The organism is Sphingomonas sp. S6 (assembly GCF_043498045.1).
Lineage (GTDB): Bacteria > Pseudomonadota > Alphaproteobacteria > Sphingomonadales > Sphingomonadaceae > Sphingomonas.
Map to the genome: position 1 here is coordinate 424,049 of NZ_JBIEOE010000003.1, position 17,589 is coordinate 441,637.

22 protein-coding genes are annotated in these 17,589 nt (G+C 66.4%); 9 read left to right on the forward strand and 13 right to left on the reverse strand.

Annotated elements, in window-relative coordinates:
• The first annotated feature begins 153 nt into the window (after positions 1-153).
• The 3 genes from ACGVWT_RS07505 (at position 154) to ACGVWT_RS07515 (ending at position 2,846) form a co-directional block, all read left to right on the forward strand.
• Complete coding sequence (locus tag ACGVWT_RS07505; protein WP_315462841.1) at positions 154-942, forward strand: class II aldolase/adducin family protein; 789 nt, start codon at positions 154-156, stop codon at positions 940-942.
• Positions 943-1,061: 119 nt separating this feature from the next.
• Positions 1,062-2,225: an alpha-hydroxy-acid oxidizing protein gene (locus ACGVWT_RS07510; RefSeq protein WP_315462842.1), complete on the forward strand. Its 1,164-nt coding sequence runs from the start codon at positions 1,062-1,064 to the stop codon at positions 2,223-2,225.
• Positions 2,226-2,354: 129 nt separating this feature from the next.
• Positions 2,355-2,846: a MucR family transcriptional regulator gene (locus tag ACGVWT_RS07515; protein ID WP_017977383.1), complete on the forward strand. Its 492-nt coding sequence runs from the start codon at positions 2,355-2,357 to the stop codon at positions 2,844-2,846.
• 113 nt (positions 2,847-2,959) lie between these two features.
• Here the strand turns inward: ACGVWT_RS07515 and ACGVWT_RS07520 are convergent, their stop codons facing one another.
• The 13 genes from ACGVWT_RS07520 to flgB all read right to left on the reverse strand — a co-directional run bounded on the left by ACGVWT_RS07520 (position 2,960) and on the right by flgB (position 13,781).
• Positions 2,960-3,862: a flagellar motor protein MotB gene (locus ACGVWT_RS07520; protein ID WP_116462819.1), complete on the reverse strand. Its 903-nt coding sequence runs from the start codon at positions 3,860-3,862 to the stop codon at positions 2,960-2,962.
• A 6-nt stretch (positions 3,863-3,868) separates the two neighbouring features.
• Positions 3,869-4,732 (reverse strand): flagellar motor stator protein MotA, encoded by an 864-nt coding sequence (gene motA / locus ACGVWT_RS07525; RefSeq protein ID WP_020486342.1) that lies wholly within the window; start codon positions 4,730-4,732, stop codon positions 3,869-3,871.
• A 202-nt stretch (positions 4,733-4,934) separates the two neighbouring features.
• A complete protein-coding gene (gene flgL / locus ACGVWT_RS07530; RefSeq protein ID WP_116462820.1) occupies positions 4,935-5,837 on the reverse strand; it encodes a flagellar hook-associated protein FlgL in 903 nt (300 codons plus the stop codon).
• Positions 5,838-5,845: 8 nt separating this feature from the next.
• Positions 5,846-7,189 carry a flagellar hook-associated protein FlgK gene (gene flgK / locus ACGVWT_RS07535; protein ID WP_315462844.1) on the reverse strand — a complete coding sequence of 448 codons (1,344 nt, stop codon included), beginning with the start codon at positions 7,187-7,189 and terminating at the stop codon, positions 5,846-5,848.
• Entirely contained in the window at positions 7,186-7,518 is a 333-nt protein-coding gene (locus ACGVWT_RS07540; protein ID WP_315462845.1) for a rod-binding protein, read from the reverse strand. The genes flgK and ACGVWT_RS07540 overlap by 4 nt, the downstream gene beginning before the upstream one ends.
• Positions 7,515-8,615, reverse strand: coding sequence for a flagellar basal body P-ring protein FlgI (locus tag ACGVWT_RS07545; RefSeq protein WP_017977377.1), 1,101 nt, complete (start codon positions 8,613-8,615; stop codon positions 7,515-7,517). Before ACGVWT_RS07545 ends, ACGVWT_RS07540 begins: the two co-directional genes overlap by 4 nt.
• 48 nt (positions 8,616-8,663) lie before the next feature.
• Positions 8,664-9,401, reverse strand: a complete 738-nt coding sequence (locus ACGVWT_RS07550) for a flagellar basal body L-ring protein FlgH (protein ID WP_017977376.1) — start codon at positions 9,399-9,401, stop codon at positions 8,664-8,666.
• A gap of 1 nt (position 9,402) precedes the next feature.
• Positions 9,403-10,191, reverse strand: coding sequence for a flagellar basal-body rod protein FlgG (flgG, locus tag ACGVWT_RS07555; protein WP_024310426.1), 789 nt, complete (start codon positions 10,189-10,191; stop codon positions 9,403-9,405).
• Between the two features lie 12 nt (positions 10,192-10,203).
• Positions 10,204-10,956, reverse strand: coding sequence for a flagellar basal body rod protein FlgF (locus ACGVWT_RS07560; protein ID WP_116462824.1), 753 nt, complete (start codon positions 10,954-10,956; stop codon positions 10,204-10,206).
• Between the two features lie 29 nt (positions 10,957-10,985).
• Positions 10,986-12,254 carry a flagellar hook protein FlgE gene (locus ACGVWT_RS07565; RefSeq protein ID WP_116462825.1) on the reverse strand — a complete coding sequence of 423 codons (1,269 nt, stop codon included), beginning with the start codon at positions 12,252-12,254 and terminating at the stop codon, positions 10,986-10,988.
• Positions 12,255-12,290: 36 nt separating this feature from the next.
• Entirely contained in the window at positions 12,291-13,019 is a 729-nt protein-coding gene (locus ACGVWT_RS07570; protein ID WP_315462846.1) for a flagellar hook capping FlgD N-terminal domain-containing protein, read from the reverse strand.
• A 2-nt stretch (positions 13,020-13,021) separates the two neighbouring features.
• Positions 13,022-13,429 (reverse strand): flagellar basal body rod protein FlgC, encoded by a 408-nt coding sequence (flgC, locus tag ACGVWT_RS07575; protein ID WP_116462827.1) that lies wholly within the window; start codon positions 13,427-13,429, stop codon positions 13,022-13,024.
• Between the two features lie 4 nt (positions 13,430-13,433).
• Positions 13,434-13,781, reverse strand: coding sequence for a flagellar basal body rod protein FlgB (flgB, locus tag ACGVWT_RS07580; protein ID WP_116462828.1), 348 nt, complete (start codon positions 13,779-13,781; stop codon positions 13,434-13,436).
• 293 nt (positions 13,782-14,074) lie between these two features.
• Between flgB and ACGVWT_RS07585 the strand changes: the two genes are divergently transcribed.
• The 6 genes from ACGVWT_RS07585 (at position 14,075) to ACGVWT_RS07610 (ending at position 17,588) form a co-directional block, all read left to right on the forward strand.
• Positions 14,075-14,719 carry a MotA/TolQ/ExbB proton channel family protein gene (locus ACGVWT_RS07585; protein WP_315462847.1) on the forward strand — a complete coding sequence of 215 codons (645 nt, stop codon included), beginning with the start codon at positions 14,075-14,077 and terminating at the stop codon, positions 14,717-14,719.
• Positions 14,716-15,282, forward strand: coding sequence for a hypothetical protein (locus ACGVWT_RS07590; protein ID WP_315462848.1), 567 nt, complete (start codon positions 14,716-14,718; stop codon positions 15,280-15,282). The genes ACGVWT_RS07585 and ACGVWT_RS07590 overlap by 4 nt, the downstream gene beginning before the upstream one ends.
• Positions 15,279-15,797, forward strand: a complete 519-nt coding sequence (locus ACGVWT_RS07595) for a flagella basal body P-ring formation protein FlgA (RefSeq protein ID WP_315462849.1) — start codon at positions 15,279-15,281, stop codon at positions 15,795-15,797. The genes ACGVWT_RS07590 and ACGVWT_RS07595 overlap by 4 nt, the downstream gene beginning before the upstream one ends.
• 96 nt (positions 15,798-15,893) lie before the next feature.
• Complete coding sequence (flgM, locus tag ACGVWT_RS07600) at positions 15,894-16,205, forward strand: flagellar biosynthesis anti-sigma factor FlgM (RefSeq protein ID WP_017977366.1); 312 nt, start codon at positions 15,894-15,896, stop codon at positions 16,203-16,205.
• A complete protein-coding gene (locus ACGVWT_RS07605) occupies positions 16,192-16,506 on the forward strand; it encodes a flagellar protein FlgN (RefSeq protein WP_116462832.1) in 315 nt (104 codons plus the stop codon). Before flgM ends, ACGVWT_RS07605 begins: the two co-directional genes overlap by 14 nt.
• 218 nt (positions 16,507-16,724) lie before the next feature.
• Positions 16,725-17,588: a lytic transglycosylase domain-containing protein gene (locus ACGVWT_RS07610; RefSeq protein ID WP_116462833.1), complete on the forward strand. Its 864-nt coding sequence runs from the start codon at positions 16,725-16,727 to the stop codon at positions 17,586-17,588.
• Position 17,589: the final 1 nt, after the last annotated feature.

A 17,589-nucleotide genomic window follows, 5' to 3' on the forward strand; every position in this document is an offset into this window, starting at 1 on the left:
GATGTCCGATCTCGCCGTCCTGTCGCCCGCAATGCTCGCTTCCGCGAAACACGTGCGTGGGCGTGACTTTTGTGACTTTCCGCGGCCGCACGCCCTGTCCCCTCGCCGCGATCCATGGCATCCTAACTCTATACGAAAGAGAGAGGATCACCCATGGCCACCGCTCTACGTCCCGATTCCGTTACGGCGTCGCGGCGCGACTCGATCAGCCCGGAGGAATGGGCGCTGCGCGTCGATCTTGCCGCCGCCTATCGCCTGGTCGCGCATTATGGCTGGGACGACCTGATCTTCACGCATCTGTCCGCGCGCGTGCCGGGGCCGGAGCATCACTTCCTCATCAATCCGTACAATCTGATGTTCGAAGAGATTACCGCCTCGTCACTGGTCAAGATCGACCTCGACGGCAACAAGATCGACGATACGCCCGCGCCGGTGAACCGCGCCGGCTTCGTCATCCATTCGGCGATCCACGCCGCACGCGACGACGCCGCCGCGGTGCTCCACCTCCACACGCCGCACGGGCAGGCGGTGTCGGCAATGCGCGAAGGGCTGCTGCCCCATACGCAAACCGCGATGATCGCCGGCCACGACGTCGCCTATCACGACTTCGAAGGCATCGCGACCGAGCTGGACGAGCGCGAGCGGCTGGTCGCGGATCTGGGCACGAAGAGCAGCATGATCCTGCGCAACCACGGCACGCTCGCGGTCGGCGCCAGCGTCGCGCAGGCGTTCGTGCGCATGTACTTCCTCGAACGCGCCTGCGAAGCGCAGATCCTGATGCTCAGCGCCGGCCGCGAGAACCTCAACACGCCCAACCAGGGCGTCGCCGAAAAGGTTGAGGAACAGTCGAGCGGCGCCGGCATGGCGATGCTCGCGCAAGGCCTCGCCTGGCCTGCACTGCTGCGCAAGCTCGACCGCATCGACCCGAGCTATCGCACCTGACGCCCTCCCCTTTCGTCACCCCGGGCTCGACCCGGGGTCCCGCTTCTTCGGGCCGGCCGCAGAAACGGGACCCCGGCGCAAGGCCGGGGTGACGGCCCCAAAGAGGAAAGCCCCACCCGATGCCCCATTACGGCGACTATCAGAACGCGATCTACTTCGCCGGCCTGTCCGGCGTGGTGCCCAAGGTGCCGGTCGACTTCGCCACGCTCGCCGCGCGCGCCACCGCGGCGATGCCGGCATCGGTGCGCGATTACGTCCAGGGCGGCTGCGGCGACGAATATACGCAGGATCATAACGCCGCCGCCTTCCGCCACTGGGGCATGGTGCCGCGGATGATGGTCGATTGCGCCACCCGCGACCTGTCGATCGATCTGCTCGGGGTGCGCCTCCCCAGCCCGATCTTCATGGCCCCGATCGGCGTCACCGGGCTGATGACCCCGGACGGCCACGGCGACCTCGCCGCCGCCCGCGCCGCCGCCGAAACGCGCGTGCCGCTGATCGCCTCCACCTTGTCGAACGATCCGCTGGAAGACGTGGCCCGCGCGATGGGCGACACCCCCGGTTTCTTCCAGCTCTACACGCCCAAGGATCGCGACCTCGCCGCCAGCCTCGTCTCCCGCGCGGAGGCGGCCGGCTATAAGGGCATCGTGGTGACGCTCGACACCTGGGTCACCGGCTGGCGCCCGCGCGACCTCAACACCGGCAACTTCCCGCAACTCCGCGGCCATGTGCTCGCCAATTATTTCAGCGACCCCGTCTTCCGCCGCCTGCTGCAAACCCCGCCCGAGCAGGACCCTGCCGCCGCGGTGCGCACCTGGGCGGCGACCTTCGGCAAGGTGCTGACCTGGGACGACATGCCCTGGCTGCGCTCGCTCACCAAGCTGCCGCTGATCCTGAAGGGCATCTGCCACCCCGACGATGCCCGCCGCGCCATCGATACCGGCGCCGACGCCATCTATTGCTCGAACCACGGCGGCCGGCAGGCGAACGGCGGCATCGCTGCGATCGACATGCTACCCGGCGTCGTCGCCGCGGCGGGCAGCACGCCCGTCCTGTTCGATTCCGGCGTCCGCTCGGGCAGCGACGTGGTGAAGGCGCTGGCCCTGGGCGCCTCGGCGGTCGGTGTCGGCCGCCCCTATAGCTATGGACTGGCGCTCGACGGCGCGGCCGGCGCGGCGCATGTCCTGCGCTGTATCTTGGCCGAGGCGGATCTGCTGATGGCGGTCAACGGCTATCCGGATCTTGCCGCCGTGCGGGCCGCAGGCGCGTCACGATCGGTCTGATCAGTCTTAATGACAGTATTTTCATTCTCTTTTCTAAATTTGACTTGATCTACCTATCAATTCGGGTCGTCGCAGGGTTGACGCGCCTTGTCTCTGGTCTAGGGCTATTGTCAGTCAAAGGAGCAAACTATGACTGATGAAACGTCCGACCTGAACGCCGTCGAATTGGCAACCGAACTGACGATTGCTTGGCTCGGCAACCCCAACACCCGTATTTCCGCTGATGAGGTCCCGGCCTTCCTCGGCAAGATGCACGACACCGTCTCGGCGCTGCTTGGCACCGGCACCACGGAAACGGAAAGCGCACCGGCGACTGAATATACGCCCGCGGTTTCGGTCCGTAAGTCGCTGGCGTCGAAGGATCACATCATCTCGATGATCGACGGCAAGCCGTACAAGACCTTGCGTCGTCACCTCGCCACCCATGGCATGACGCCGGCCGAATATCGCGAACGTTATGGCCTGAAGCCGGATTACCCGATGGTCGCCGAAACCTATTCGGAAAGCCGCCGCGCGATGGCCAAGAAGATCGGTCTCGGCCGCAAGCCTGGCGCGCGCAAGGGCGACGGTGCCGCCGCTGCCAAGCGCGGTCGCAAGCCCGCGGACGCCGTCGAGGCTTAATCTCTCCCCCCCTCCGCCGCCGCCCCCACGGCGATGGAGGGGACGAACGCAAGACCCGCGCGGAAGGCAATCCTCCGCGCGGGTCTTTCGTATCCGGCAATGACGCAGGCCTATTATTGGCCGAACACGCCCTTGCGATAGAGCAGGGTGATCGCCACGCGGCGATTGCGCGGATCGCCGGGGTCGTTGACCACGATCGGCTCGCGATCCGCCACGCCCTCGATCCGTTCGAAGCGCGATTCCGGAATGCCGCCCAGCGCCAGGCGCCGCCGCGTCGATTCCGCGCGGCCCGATGACAGCATCCAATTGTTCATCGCCCTGGGGTCGCCATAGGGCACGCTGTCGGTATGGCCGCGGATCATGATCGTGTTGGGCGTCCCCGCGATCGTGCCGGCGATCATCCCGATCAGGTCCGACGCCCGCGAATCCAGCGCCGTCGTACCCAGCGCGAACATCGAATAATCGGCATCGTCGACCAGATCGATACGCAGCCCGTCCTGCGTCGGCACGAAGCGGATATGGCTCGCGAGCTTCGACAGGCTCTTTGAACTCATGATCTGCTTCTCGATCTCCTGCTTGATCGCCTCGAACGCCTTCTGGTCGAGCGCGGTCGCGGTCGGATTGCGCAGCGATCCCTTGTCGCCCGTGCCGCTACGGTCGCCGCCGGTCTGCATGATCGGCACGCCGATCGATGCGATCGGCGCCGCGGCCGCCTTCGGACCCAGCTTGTTGTTGCTGAGGATCGATTCACCGCCCAGCACGCCGTTGCCGCCCAGGCCCAGCGACTTCTTGTCGATCAGCGTCGGCGCGAAATAGTCGGCGATGCCCTTGCGCTGCTTCTCCGTGGTCGCGCCGAGCAGCCACAGGAGCAGGAAGAACGCCATCATCGCGGTCACGAAGTCGGCATAGGCAACCTTCCACGCACCGCCATGGTGACCACCACCCGCGATGGTGATCTTCTTGACGATGACGATCTTGGGCGGCTGGTTGTTGCCGTGCGGTGCTGCGCGCGCCATCGGATCTTACTTGCCGCGCAAGCCGTCGAACACCTCGGCAAAGCCGGGCTGGTTCTTGTGCGCGATGCCGCTGCGCGCGGCCTCGATCACCAGCGGCTGCGGGTGACCGTGCAGCGAGGCGATGATGATCTGCTTGACGACATGATAGATGGCGGCGTCGGCATGGATGATCTGCTTCAGGCGCCCGGCGAGCGGATTGACGATGCCGTAGGCCAGCAACACGCCCATGAACGTACCCACCAGCGCCGAGCCGATCATGCCGCCGAGCACCGACGGTGGCTTGTCGATCGAGCCCATCGTCTTCACGATGCCGAGCACCGCGGCGACGATGCCCAGCGCTGGCAGCGAATCGGCGAGGCTGGTCAGCGTATGCTCCGGCCCTTCGACCTCGTGGTGGTGCGACTTGATCGCGTGGTCCATCACCTCTTCCACCGCATGCACGTCGAGCGTGCCCGACGACACCACGACCAGGCGCAGCGTATCGGCGATCAGATTGACCAGCGTGTGGTCGGCGAGCAGCCGCGGATATTCGCTGAACACCGACGACGACTTGGGGTCCTCGACATGCGGTTCGAGCGCGATCGGACCGTCCATGCGCAGCATCTTCATCAGCTTGCTGACGAGGAAGATGACGTCGAGATAGTCCTGCTTCTTGTACTTCGGCCCCTTGAACACCTTGGCGAGGCCGCCGCCCATCGCCTTCAGTTCGGCGCCGGAGTTACCGATGATCAGCGCGCCCGCTGCGGCGCCGCCGATGATGAGCATCTCGTGCGGGATCGCCTCGAACACGGGGCCCAGGGCACCGCCGGTGATGGCGAAACCGCCGAACACCATGCCGAGTAGAACGACGAGACCGATCGCAGGAAACACTGTGGGAACCCCCGTTTAGCCGGCGATGCCGACTCTTGTGGCTTACCGGGTTAACCGCATTTCCTAGACAAGTGGTTACCATGCCCCGGATTTGGCCGTTTCGGACAAAAACCTGTTGTTGCGCTCCGCCGTGCGAACGGCACGCGGCCACGACCGCCGCTCGCGCGGCGACGGGACTACACGCACGTCGGCTCGAGCGGCGTTACTTCAGGTAATCGAACAGTGAGAGCTGCGAGAGCTTGGTGAAGCTCGCCTGCGACGCCGACAGCGCGGTCATCATCTGCTGCAACTGGACGATCGCGTCGGTGACGTCGACCTGTTCCAGCTTGCCGCGCAGCTCGGCGCGATCGGTGTTCGCGGTGGTCAGCAATTGCTGTTGCAGATCGACGCGCGCCGACCGCGACCCGACCGAGGCCTGCACGTTGGCGACCTGATCGACGGCCTGGCTCAGCGAATCGAGCGCCGTGCTCATCGACGACGACACGTCGCCGCCGCCGTTCAGCGTTGCCGCCATGCGGCTCAGCATCGCCAGCGTATTGTCGCCATTACCCAGGTCGAAGATCGTCTTGGCGCTCTCGGTCGCCTGGATCGTCTGTCCGTCGGCAATCGGCACTTCGGACACGAGCGTGTTGTTCGCCGGGAAGGTGAAGGTGCCGTTGCCATTGTCGGTCACCGCCTTGGTGCCGTCGACGGTGCCGAACAGCGGCTGGCCGCGCACGTTGCGCGAATTGGCGAGCGTGACCAGCGACTGAACGACCGAGGTGATTTCGGTCGCGATGCTCTTGCGCGCGGCATCGGTCTGCGTGCCGGTCGCCGCCTGCGTTGCGAGTTCGGTCGCGCGCGTCAGCTGCGTGGTGATCTGCTTGAGTACACCATCCGCCTGATCGAGCAGCGAGCTCGCCAGCGTCAGATTGGTACCGTACACCGCCGCATCGGCGTCGCGACGATCGAGTTCGGCGAGCTGCTGCGCGCCGGCGGGATCGTCGGACGGCTTGATCAGCTTCTTGCCTGTGGCGATCTGCGTCTGCAGCTCGGACGCCTTGTCGCTCATCTTGGACAAGCGGCTGGAGGCGTTGCTGTAGAACAGGCTGGTCGAAATCTGCATGGGCAATCCTACCGCATATCCAGAAGCGTCTGCATCGTCTCGCGCGCGACCTGGATCACGCGGCTCGAGGCGGCATAGGCCTGTTGGAAGCGAATGAGATCGACCGCCTCCGAATCGAGATTGACGCCGGTCGATGAGGACAGCGCCGTCGCCGCGCCGTCGCGGATCGACGTCTGCGCGTCCGCGATCGTGTTTTTCTGTTTGTAGGCGGTGGCATTGTCGGTGACGAGCGTCGTCAGCTGCGCCTCATAGCCCTTGCTGTTCCGCGTCGCTTCCAGCGCGGCGAGGTTCGATGCATCGCGCGATCCCCCACCGGTGCCCGCCGCGATCTGGCTGCCGACGAAACCGTCAGCGACGCTCATCTCGGTCGCCGGCCGCGTCTGGTCGATGACGAACATCGCGGCGCCGGTCTGGTTGTTCTGGTCCTTGCCAGCCGCCTGGCTGTCGTTGACCGTTTTTACGAACTGCCCCGCGACCGAATTGAGCACGTCGCGGATCGACGAGGCGCGCTGCGCGCCATCGACCAGACCGCCGAGCGTGCCGCCGCCGGGGGTGATCTGAGTCTTCTCGATACCCACCGTGATGCTGAAGGCGATCTTGCCGGTGTCGTCGCGTGCATATGTGACGGTGCCGGCACCGGTGCCGCGTACGAACGGCGCGCCGCTCGATCCGCCGAGGTTGACCGTCGCACGTCCGATCGAATCGAACGTCGTCGTGATGTCGCTGAGGTTGCTCATCTGCGACAGGATGTCGTCGCGCTGGTCCATCAGCTGCGCCGCGGCGGTGCTGCCCGGCTGCGAGCGGCTGATGCCTTCGTTGATCTTCGACAGCGACACGCCGAGCGAGGTCAGATCCTGCGCGGCCTGGTTGCCGGCGGTATCGATATCGGCATCGATCTGGTCGAACGCCCGGCCCGTCGCGGTAAAGGCGATGGCGGCGGAGGTCGCGGCGCTCACCATGCCGGTGCGCAACGCGGTCGAATCGGGTTCGGCGGCGAGCGCCTGCGCCGCGCCGAAGAAATTGGTGACGCGCGACGTCAGCGCATTGCCGGTCAGCGCGCCCTGGATACGGTCCAGCCAAGCCGCACCGCTGGTCGTGCGCGACAGGTCGCTGTTCGCGGCGCGCAGCGCGCGGCTGGAATAGATGTCGGTCGATCGGGTAACGCCGGTCAGCGTAACGCCGTTGCCAGCGGCATAAGCGAAGGTCGTGCCGACGCCGGCCACTTCGTTCAGCGCGACCTGTCGACGCGTGTAGCCGGCCGAATTCACGTTGGCGATGTTCTCGCCAACGGTCGCAAGCGCGGTTTGATACGCGCGGACGCCGGACGCGCCGATCGACAGCATATCGCTCATTTGGGCGGATCTGCCGTGGAGTCGTTAAGATCCGATTGCTTCTTGGCGAGGAAGGCGGTCATCGCCTTGCCGATGCCGAGCGGTGTCGTCTCCGACATCGTCTGCGCGACACGAGCATCCTGCATCTCGGTGAAGGTATCGATCGCCTTCGAATCGAACAGCGGATCGGCCAGCTTCGCCTGCCGCATGCTCTTCAGCATCATGCCGGTGAACACCGCCTCGAACTGCTGGCCGGCCTTCTTCAGGTTGTCCGCGGTCTTGAGGCGCGACGTATCGGTCGAGATACCCCCGGCGCCAGAGACGCCATTCGAGATCGATGGCCCGGTCACAGGACGATCAACTCCGCCTTCAGGCTGCCGGCTTCCTTCAGCGCCTCGAGGATCGCGACGAGGTCGGCCGGGGACGCACCGATCGCGTTCACCGCCTTTACCACATCGGCGAGCTTCGGCCCGGGCGTGAGCAGGAACATCGGCTTCTTCTCCTCCTCGACCGACACGTTGGACTTGCGCTCCAGCGCGGTCTGGCCCTGGCTGAACGGAGCAGGCTGGCTGATCCGCTGGTTCTCGTCGATGCGCACGGTCAGCTTGCCGTGCGTCACCGCGGCCGGACCCACCCGCACCGCAGAATTGATAACGACCGTTCCGGTGCGTGCATTTACAATTACTTTTGCCGGAGGCTCGGCCGACACGACGTCGAGATTCTCAATCGTCGACATCAGCGTCGCGCGCACGTCGGCCCCCGGCGGCGCGCGCACCGCGATCGAGACCCCGTCGATCGCCTCGGCGGTGCCGAAGCCCAGCTTCGCATTGATCGCCTGCGCGACATTCTGCGCCGTTGTGAAATCGGCCCGAGCCAGATTGAAGGTCAGGTTGGGCGTCGAATCGAACCCGGTCGCGACCGCACGTTCGACGGTGGCGCCATCCGGAATACGCCCGGCGGAGGGCACGTTGACGACGATCTTCGATCCGTCCGCGCCCTCGGCACCCAGGCCACCGACCGCAAGGTTGCCCTGCGCCATGGCGTAGATCTGATTGTCCGCACCCAGCAGCGGCGTCAGCACCAGGCTGCCGCCGCGCAAGGACTTGGCCTTGCCCATCGAGGCGACGGTGATGTCCAGCTTCTGCCCCGGCTTGGCAAAGGGCGGCAGGTCCGCGGTGATCATGACGACCGCCGCGTTCTTCATCCCCGGATTGGCACCCGGTGGCAGCTGCAAGCCGAAGCGCGACGCGACGGCCTTTAGCGACTGGACGGTATATTCCAGATTGTCGTCGCCCGTGCCGGGCAGGCCGACGACCACGCCATAGCCGGTCAGCTGGTTCGAGCGAATGCCCTGGAAACCGCCCAGATCCTTGATCCGGTCGGCCTGCGCGGGCGCAGCGACGAAGGCCAAAGCGGCGGCGAGCGAGAGGATCAGACGGCGGAACATGGGCAGCAGCCTGCGCTTCCTATGGTTAACAACGCGTCAAGACGGCCGTCAGAACGGCGACACGACGGAGAAGAAGCGGCCGAGCCAGCCCTGCCGCCCGGCGCGCGCGACGTCGCCCTTGCCGGTGTAGGAGATCTGCGCGTCGGCGACGCGGGTCGACAGAACGCGATTGTCGGCGCTGATGTCGGCGCTGCGCACCAGCCCCTTGATCCGCACGAATTCGTCGCCGCGGTTCAGCGTCACGCGCTTCTGTCCCTGCACCAGCATCGTGCCGTTGGGATAGACCGCCGCGACCGTCACCGAGACTTCGCCCGACAGCGAATTGGCCTGGTTCGCCTGCCCCTGCCCGTTGAAGCCGCGCGTGCCGCTCATCGACGCATCGGTCGCACCGAACAGGCTCAGCGGTCCGGTGGTCGGCGGCGTGATGCCGCCCTGCCCGCTCGAATCGAGCTTGGAGCTCGACGACTTGGACGCGGCGGTGTTTTCGACCAGTACGATCGTTAGCGGATCGCCGACGCGGCGCGCGCGCCAGCCTTCGTACAGCGGCGCATAGCCATCGCTCGCCTGAAAGATCGCGCCATTGGCTGGGGCCGGCGGCGGCGTCATCGGCGCGCGCACGACGGTGAAGTCCTCCGCCGGCTTCTTCTTGCCGAAGATGCTGGCGTTCGCCTCGCCCGGCGTAAGCGCGGCGAGCACGAGCAGGCTGGATGCCGCGGCGAGCGCGATCTCGGCCCAGTGGCTGACGACGAACGCGCCGGGGCGGAAGGGGTTGGGTGCGGAGGCCATGTTACAGGTTCTGGTTCACGTATTTGAGCATTTCGTCGGAGGACGAGATCATCTTGGAATTGACCTCATAGGCGCGCTGCGTCTCGATCATGTCGACCAGTTCTTCGACGACGTTGACGTTCGACGCTTCCAGGCTGCCCTGGCGCACGTTGCCGCGGCCGTCCTGCCCGGCGATGCCGAGGTTGGCCGCACCCGACGAGGCGGTTTCGCGCAGGTAATTGTCGCCGGTCGATTGCAGGCCGGTGGGATTGGGAAAGCTCGCGATCTGGATCTGACCCAGCGTGCTGCCCGTCGTCTGCCCCGGGATCTGTGCGGTCACGGTGCCGTCGGTGCCGATCGACACCGAGGTCGCGTTCGCCGGCACGGTGATGCCCGGCTGGACCTGATAGCCCTCCGACGTCACCAGCAGGCCTTCCGGACTGCGGTTGAAGTTGCCCGCGCGCGTATAGCCCAGCTGGCCGCCCGGCATCTGGATCTGGAAATAGCCGTCGCCGTCCAGCGCCAGGTCGAAGCTGTTGCCGGTCTGCGTCAGCGATCCCTGCGTATCGATCCGCGCCGTGCCCTGCACGCGCACACCGGTGCCGAGGTTCAGGCCCGTCGCGTACTTCGTTTCCGCGGTCGACTGAGACCCCGGTGCCGTGACCGTCTGATAGGCCAGCGTCTCGAATGCGGCGCGATCCTTCTTGAACGCCGTCGTGTTGACGTTCGCGAGGTTGTTCGAAATGACCCGCATGCGCGTATCCTGGGCGTCGAGCCCGGTGCGCGCGATATGCATGGCGGAGGATGACATGCTCTTCGTCCCTTAGCTCGGCAGGCGCATCACGGATGAGCCGCCTTCGTCCAGTTCCTTGGCCGATTTCATCAGATTGGCCTGAATTTCGTAGCTGCGCTGGTTTTCCAGCATATCGACGAGCACCTGCGTCATATTGACGTTGGAGCCCTCCAGCGCGCCGCCCTGAACCTTGGCGTCGAGGTTCGCGGGCAGCGTGCCCCCGCCCTTCACGCGCAGCAGGTTGTCGAGGCCCTTGACCGTCTGCGACCCCTTGGTGTCGACGATCTTCAGCCGGTCGACCACCTGCGGATTGGCGGCATCGCCCCCTTGCGGGATGATGCTGATCGTCCCGTCGCCGGCGATCGTCAGGCTGGTGTACGGCGGCAGCGTGATCGGGCCGTTCTGACCCTGCACGATGAAGCCGTCGCCGGTCTGCAACACGCCCGACGGCGCGACCTCCAGGTCGCCTCGGCGGGTATAGGCTTCGGACCCGTCGCTCGATTGTACCGCCAGCCAGTCGTTGACGCCGGTCACCGCCACGTCGAGCGCGCGGCCGGTATGCTGGATGGCACCCGGCGCGCGGTCGGCGTCGGTGACTTCCTCGCTGGTCGGCGCGCGCGCCTCCAGCTGCGCACCGCCGCCCTTCAGCTCGATCCGGTCGAAGATGACGCGATCGGCGCGAAAGCCCGTGGTGGACGCGTTCGCCATATTGTTGGCGATCGCGGCCTGCGCCTGCATGTGCGCGCGCAGACCCGTCGCCGCCGTGTAGACCAGTTTGTCCATCTAGCGCTCCCGCGTCCCCACCGACTCGTTTAGCCGCGGATCTGGATGATGGTCTGCGAGACCTGGTTCGCGGTATCGAGCGCCTTCGAGTTCGCCTGGAAGTTGCGCTGCGCGGCGATCAGGTTGACCAGTTCCTCGGTGATGTCGACGTTCGACCCTTCGATCTGACCCGACATCAGCGATCCGAAGCCGTCGGCGGCCGCCGACCCCATCGTCGCGGTGCCCGACAGACCCGTCGCCGACCAATAGCTGTTGCCGATCTGGCGCAGACCGGTCGGCGTCGAGAACTTCGCCAGCGCCACCTTGCCGAGCGGCACGATGTCACCGTTCGAGAAGCTCGCCTGGATCAGGCCTTCCGACGTCACCGTCACGCCGGCGAGCTGACCGACGGGCACGCCGTCCTGGCTCTTGCTATTGACCGCGAACGCCGACGCCAGCTGCGTCGAATTGCCGAGGTTCAGCGTCAGGTTCTGCGCCGCGGCGCCCGACAGCGGGATGAACGTATCGTACTGGATCGGCGTCGCCGGTGTCTTGATCGCACCGGTGTTGGCAAAGGTGATTTCGACGGGGTCCTTCTTGCCGCCGACTTCCAGCTGCTTGTCGCCGACAAAGGTGTAGACCGCCCAGGTGCTATCCGTGCCCTTCGTCGCATCGGGCACGGCGGTGCGCACATAATAGCTGGTCATCGTCATCGGATTGCCGTTCGCGTCGTAGACGCGGGTGGCGACCGAGTTGTTGTACGTCGTCGTGTCGGTGCGGTCGAATACCTTCTTGTTGACGGTCGTCGTGCCCGACAGGTTGATCGCGGTCGACACGGACTGCGTCGCCTTCGGCGTACCGCTGGTCTGCTGCAGCTGCAGGTTGGTCAGGCCGTCCTCACCGGTGGCGGTGACGTTGCCGTCGCCGTCGACGGGATAAACCATCAGGTAGCTGCCCTGGCTGTCGACGACGTTGCGGCTGGCATCGACCGAGAACGAACCGTTGCGGGTATAGGCGATCGCGTCGCTGGCGCCGGTCGTCTTCACGGTGAAGAAGCCTTCACCCATGACCGCGAGGTCGAGCGCGTTGGTCGTGCCCTGCAGGTTGCCGTTCTTGAACTGCTGCTGCGTCGCCTTCACGATGACGCCCGAACCGACCATCTTGCGCGGATCGGTCGACACGCTCGATGCGATGACGTCCGAAAACTCGACGCGGCTCTTCTTGAAGCCCGTGGTCGAGACGTTGGCGAGGTTGTGCGAGATGGTGTCCATGTCGGTTTGAGAAGCCTGAAGACCGGACAGCGAGGTGAAGAAGGACATTGGGTTTCTCCTGGAATGCGGAAAACGGGGGGAAGATCAGGCGGCGGAACGGACGTTGGACGGATCGACGTCACCGACGCCGACGACCTTCAAAACGGGCTTGCCGCTGGATGGCAGGGACACGGATTCGACCGGCGCCCAGACGAGCGTGCGGCTGGTGATCGTCTTGTCGCCACCGGTGGCGAAGGCACTGATGGTAAAGGGGCCCTTGCCGACATCTTGGCCAGACCCGTCCTTGCCGTCCCAGTCGAAGGCGACCGAACCCTTCTTCTGCGCGCCGAGGTCGAGCTGGCGCAGCATGCCGCCGTTGGCGTCGCTGATCGACACCGTGACCTGCGTCGCGTCGTCGTCCAGCTCGACCGCGCCGTCGATCCCGCCGGTCGAGCGCGGATAGGCGGTCGATCCTTCGGTCAGCACGGTCTTGCCGACATAGCTCATCGCATCGCTCGCGCTGGTCGAGCCGAGCTTGTTCGAAATGCCGGCCAGCGACTTGTTCATCTCACTGATGCCGGCGACGGACGAGAATTGCGCCATCTGGGCGACCATCTGCGTGTTGTCCATCGGTGCGAACGGGTCCTGGTTCTTCAGCTGCGTAGTCAGCAGCGTCAGGAAGTCGGACTGGTCCAGCGTCGTCTTGGTGACGCCGGTGACGGTCGATGCACCGCTGGCGGTCGTCGTACCGGTGTTGCTCGCGGCCCGCTTGATGCCAAGGTTGGCGAGCGTCGTGTCGAACGATGAACCCGATGCGGATGTCGTGGTGGTCATGATCAGCGGCCCAGCTTGAGGGTATCGATGGTGAGCTGCTTGGCCGTGTTCATCACCTCGACGTTGTTCTGGTACGAGCGCGCCGTCTCCATCATGTCGACGAACTCGCGGCTTTCATCGACGGCGGCCTGGTAGATATTGCCGTCCTTGTCCGCGACCGGGTTGTTGGGGTCGTAGATCTTAGTCGGCGCTTCGCCCGCGGTGACGATCTTTTCGACGTCGACGGTGGCGAGGCCGCTCGCGGCGTCGAAGCTGGTGCGGAACACCGGCTTCATCGTCTTGTACGCGGTGTCCGCCGACCCGGTCGTACCGCCGGCATTGGCAAGGTTGGAGGCGGTCGTGTTCAGGCGGACGAGCTGCGCGCTCATCGCGCGGCCTGCCACCTGAAAGACGCTCATCGGATCGGCCATGGCCTTACTCCCCCTTCAGCGCGCGGGTGATCTGGCCGATGCGTCCGTTCAGGAACGACAGCGTCGTCTGATACTGGACGGCATTTTCGGCGAAGGCGGTCTGTTCCTGGTTCAGCTCGACGGTGTTGCCATCCATCGAGGTCTGCACCGGCACGCGATATTTGGTCGCGGCGGCGATCCCCTTTTCGCCCGCATCGCTCTCCATCGACGCGAGCGCCGATTTGAAATCGATGTCCTTCGCCTTGAACCCGGGGGTCGAGGCGTTGGCGATATTCGACGCGAGCACGCCCATGCGCTGCGAACGCACTTCCAGGGCGGATCCGTGAATTCCGAACAGACTGTCAGCGGCCATCGGGCCAAATCTCCGGCGCACCATTGCGCTGCCGAGACGCTAAGCAACCGCCGTGCCAGTTTTTCGCGGCAGGAGGGCGGGGGTCCGATTTTTAAGCGTCTAAGGCGTGTTATCGGGTAAGCGGCAAGCGTGACGGCAAGCGCTTGCCGGTCGTTGCCGCTGCGCTTGCCGGGCTTGCCGCATTTGTCTCGAAGACAGCGCCCACCCCACTTTCGTCGTCCCGGCGAAGGGTGCGTGCAGCCGAACAGACGCCCCCAAACCCAACTGGCCCACCCCTTGCATTATATCCGCGCATGATCGCCCAGCTCTTCGATCCGATAGCATTCGCCATCGTCGGCGGCGGCACGCTCGTCGCCACGGTGCTGCGTGCGCCGCTCCGCGACGTCGGCCGCGCGGTGGTGGCGCTCCGCGTCCTGCCACGCCGCGCCTTCTCGGCCGATCCGCTGCTCGAACAGATCGCGGCACAGGACCGGATCGCCAAGCGCCACGGCGTCGTCGCACTCGACAAATCGGTGATCGCCGATCCCGATGTCGCCGCCGCGATCGCCGCGATCGTCGACGGAGCGGTCGCCCGTGAGGTCGAGGCCCTGCTACGCTTTCACCGGCAAAAGCGGATCGATCGCCAGGCCGCCGCCGCCGACGTCTGGTCCGGCGCCGCCGAGGCCGCGCCGGCGATGGGCATGGTCGGCACGCTGATCGGCCTCGCCGGCATGTTCGCGCAGATGACCGACCCGCAGGCGATCGGCGGCGCGATGGCGGTGGCGCTGCTCGCGACGCTCTACGGCGCGCTGTTCGCCAACCTCATCTTCATGCCGGTCTGCCACCGCCTGCGCGCTGCGGGCAAGGTCGAGGCGTTCGAACGCGCGCGGATCGAGGCGCCGCTCGTCGCGCTCGCGCTGCGCGAAACGCCGCGCCACCAATTGCACAGCGTCGCATGACCGCCCCCGCGCTTCCCGTCTGGCCGGAGCCTGCGCCGAGCCGTCCCGTGTGGCTGGTGACGCTCGCCGATCTCGCGCTGCTGCTCGTCGGCTTCTTCGTCCTGTTGCAGGCGAGCGAACGCCCACGCGCCGTCACCGAGGCGCTTCGGCGCAGCTTCGGCGGCGAGGCGGCACTGCACGCCCCCCCGCCCCCACCGATGCCGGTCATGGCGGCGGGTCTGTTCGATTTCGCCCCCGGATCGGCGGCGCTGCCCGGCGTTTCCGCGGCGGTCGTCGCCTGGGCCAGGGAAGCCGTGCGCGACCCGCGCGTCGCGCTCACCGTCACCGGATCGACCGACGGCAGCAGCGCCGACGTCGATGCCGCGACCGGCAGCACCGCAATCCTCGCTGCCGATCGTGCCCGCGCGCTCGCTGCGCTGCTGGCGCCGGTCAGCCACCGCATCACCGTCACCACCGCGCCGCGGCCCGGACGCCGCGCCGCCATCGTCACGCTCGCCTTTGCCGGAGACGCCCCGACCACGAGCGGCCCCCGCACCGACCCTCAACACGGACATCAGCCATGATCCTCCTGCCCCTGCTCCTTGCCGCCGCGCCGATGGGCACGCTGCCCGTGTTCCAGGACACCGGCGGGCTCGATCGCGCGGTCGCCGCCTTCACCAGCCGCCCGATCGGGGCAGAGGGCGGCGCACGGACCGCGATCGACACGCGGCTGCGCCTCGCGCAATGCCCCACCGTCTCGCTCGCCTGGCGCAGCGACGCGCATGACGCGGTCGTCGTGTCCTGCACCGGGCCCGACTGGCGCATCTTCGTGCCCGTGATCCGCCCCGCGGACGCGCCCGCCGCACGCGCGGTGCCCGCCATGCTTGCGCCCGCCAAGGCAGAGCCGGTGATCCGCCGCGGCGATCCCGTGCTAATCGAGGCGGGCTCGCCCGGCTTTTCGATCAGCCGCGAAGGCGTGGCCGTCGGCGACGCACCGCCGGGCGGCCGCGTGATGATCAAGGTCGACGGCAGCAGCACGCCCGTGCAGGCGGTCGCGATCGAAGCGGGCCGCGCCACGCTGCCCGGCTGGACCGACTGACGCAGGCATCTTTTTTCGCGAGCGAATCTTTTTTGCTAAAGCGCGCTCGCAGACGGCCGTTTAGTCGCCTGTCAGGCAACATACACAGGTGCGGACATGGTGGACTCAATCGGCGCAAAGCCGCAGCAGGCAAGTGGAAGCGTATCGCGCGTCGCCGCACCCGCGGCCGCGCCGACGGTGCAGCCAGTGGTACAACAGGCAACGACGCGGCAGCCCGTCGCGGCAGCCCCGGCGACGCAGCTGAGCGGCCTTGCCAAATCGATGGCCGCGTCGGCCCCGGTCGACAGCGACCGCGTCGGCGAGATCAAGAAGGCGATCGCAACCGGCACCTTCCCCATCCTGCCGGCGACCATCGCCGACCGACTGCTCGCCCTCAAGCTGAACTGGGACGGCCATGAATCGGCGTGATGCCCTCATCCGCGTGATCGACGCACTCCATGCCGAGATCGACGCGCTGAAGACCAACGATTGCGCCGCGCTGGAACGCGCGACGCAGGACAAGCTGGCCGGCATCGAAGAGATTGCCGCGATGGGCACCGGCCCTGCCGGCGACGAGATCCGCGAACTGGCCGACGAGGCGAACCGCCTCAACGAAACCTGCCGCATCTACGTCAACCTGATGGCGGCAAATGTCCGCCGCCGCCTGCAAATTCTGACCGGCGATGCCGGCCACGGCTACCGCCCCTCGCTGATCCAGGCCTACGCGTAAGACCTCCGGTCACGGTCCTCCATACGTCATCCCGGCGCATGCCGGGATCCATGGACGTGCGACGCCGCTGACGACGCACACCCTCTAAGATTCAGCCATTCCATGGATCCCGGCGTTCGCCGGGATGACGCAGGATAGTGGCGGCACCGCTCCCTTAACCAAATCTGGCACGGCTCTTGCTGAAAGCCACCCGGCAACAGGGGTGTGTTTTCGTCGCAATGACCGTCAATCCGATTTCTGCCGGGCGCGTCCAATCCGCCATCCAGCTTGCGAGCAGCAAGACGGGTGTGGATTTCGACTATCTGCTCGGCCAGGCGAAGATCGAAAGCGGGCTGAACGCGCGTGCGCGGTCGGGCACGTCGTCGGCGACGGGCCTGTACCAGTTCGTCGAACAGAGCTGGCTCGCGGTCGTCAAGAAGCACGGCGCGGAGCACGGCCTCGGTTGGGCCGCCGACAGTATCGGCCAGACTGCGGGCGGCCGCTTCTCGGTCAGCGACGGCGCGACCCGCTCCGCCATCCTCGCGCTGCGCAACGATCCCGACGTCGCCTCGCTGATGGCGGCCGAACACGCCTCCGACAATAAGAGCGCACTAGAAGGATCGCTCGGCCGCGACGCCAACGGCACCGATTTGTACATGGCGCACTTCCTCGGCATCGGCGGCGCCAGGAAGTTCCTGTCGGCGATGGCGAACAACCCCGGCGCCTCCGCCGCCTCGCTGTTTCCGCAGGCCGCCGGCGCCAACCGCTCGATCTTCTACGCCTCCAACGGTCAGCCGCGCTCGCTCTCCGCGATCTACCAGCGCTTCAGCGACAAGCTGAACGCCGCGTCGGACAGCGTCAGCGAAACCCGCAGCGCGAACCTCGCCTTTGCCGCACAGGCCCTGGCGATGGGCGATTCCACCGTGGTCACCGGCAACAACCAGACGCCGGAGGACGCCTTGAGCTGGGCGACGCAGGCGCTGACCCAGGCCGGCGGCCGCTTCGGCAGCCGCGCCGCCGATGCCGCCAACAGCCTGCTGCGCCCGTCGCCGCAGAATGCGCAGCTCGCCTATATGATGCTCGCCAGCATGGGGGGCCGCTGAC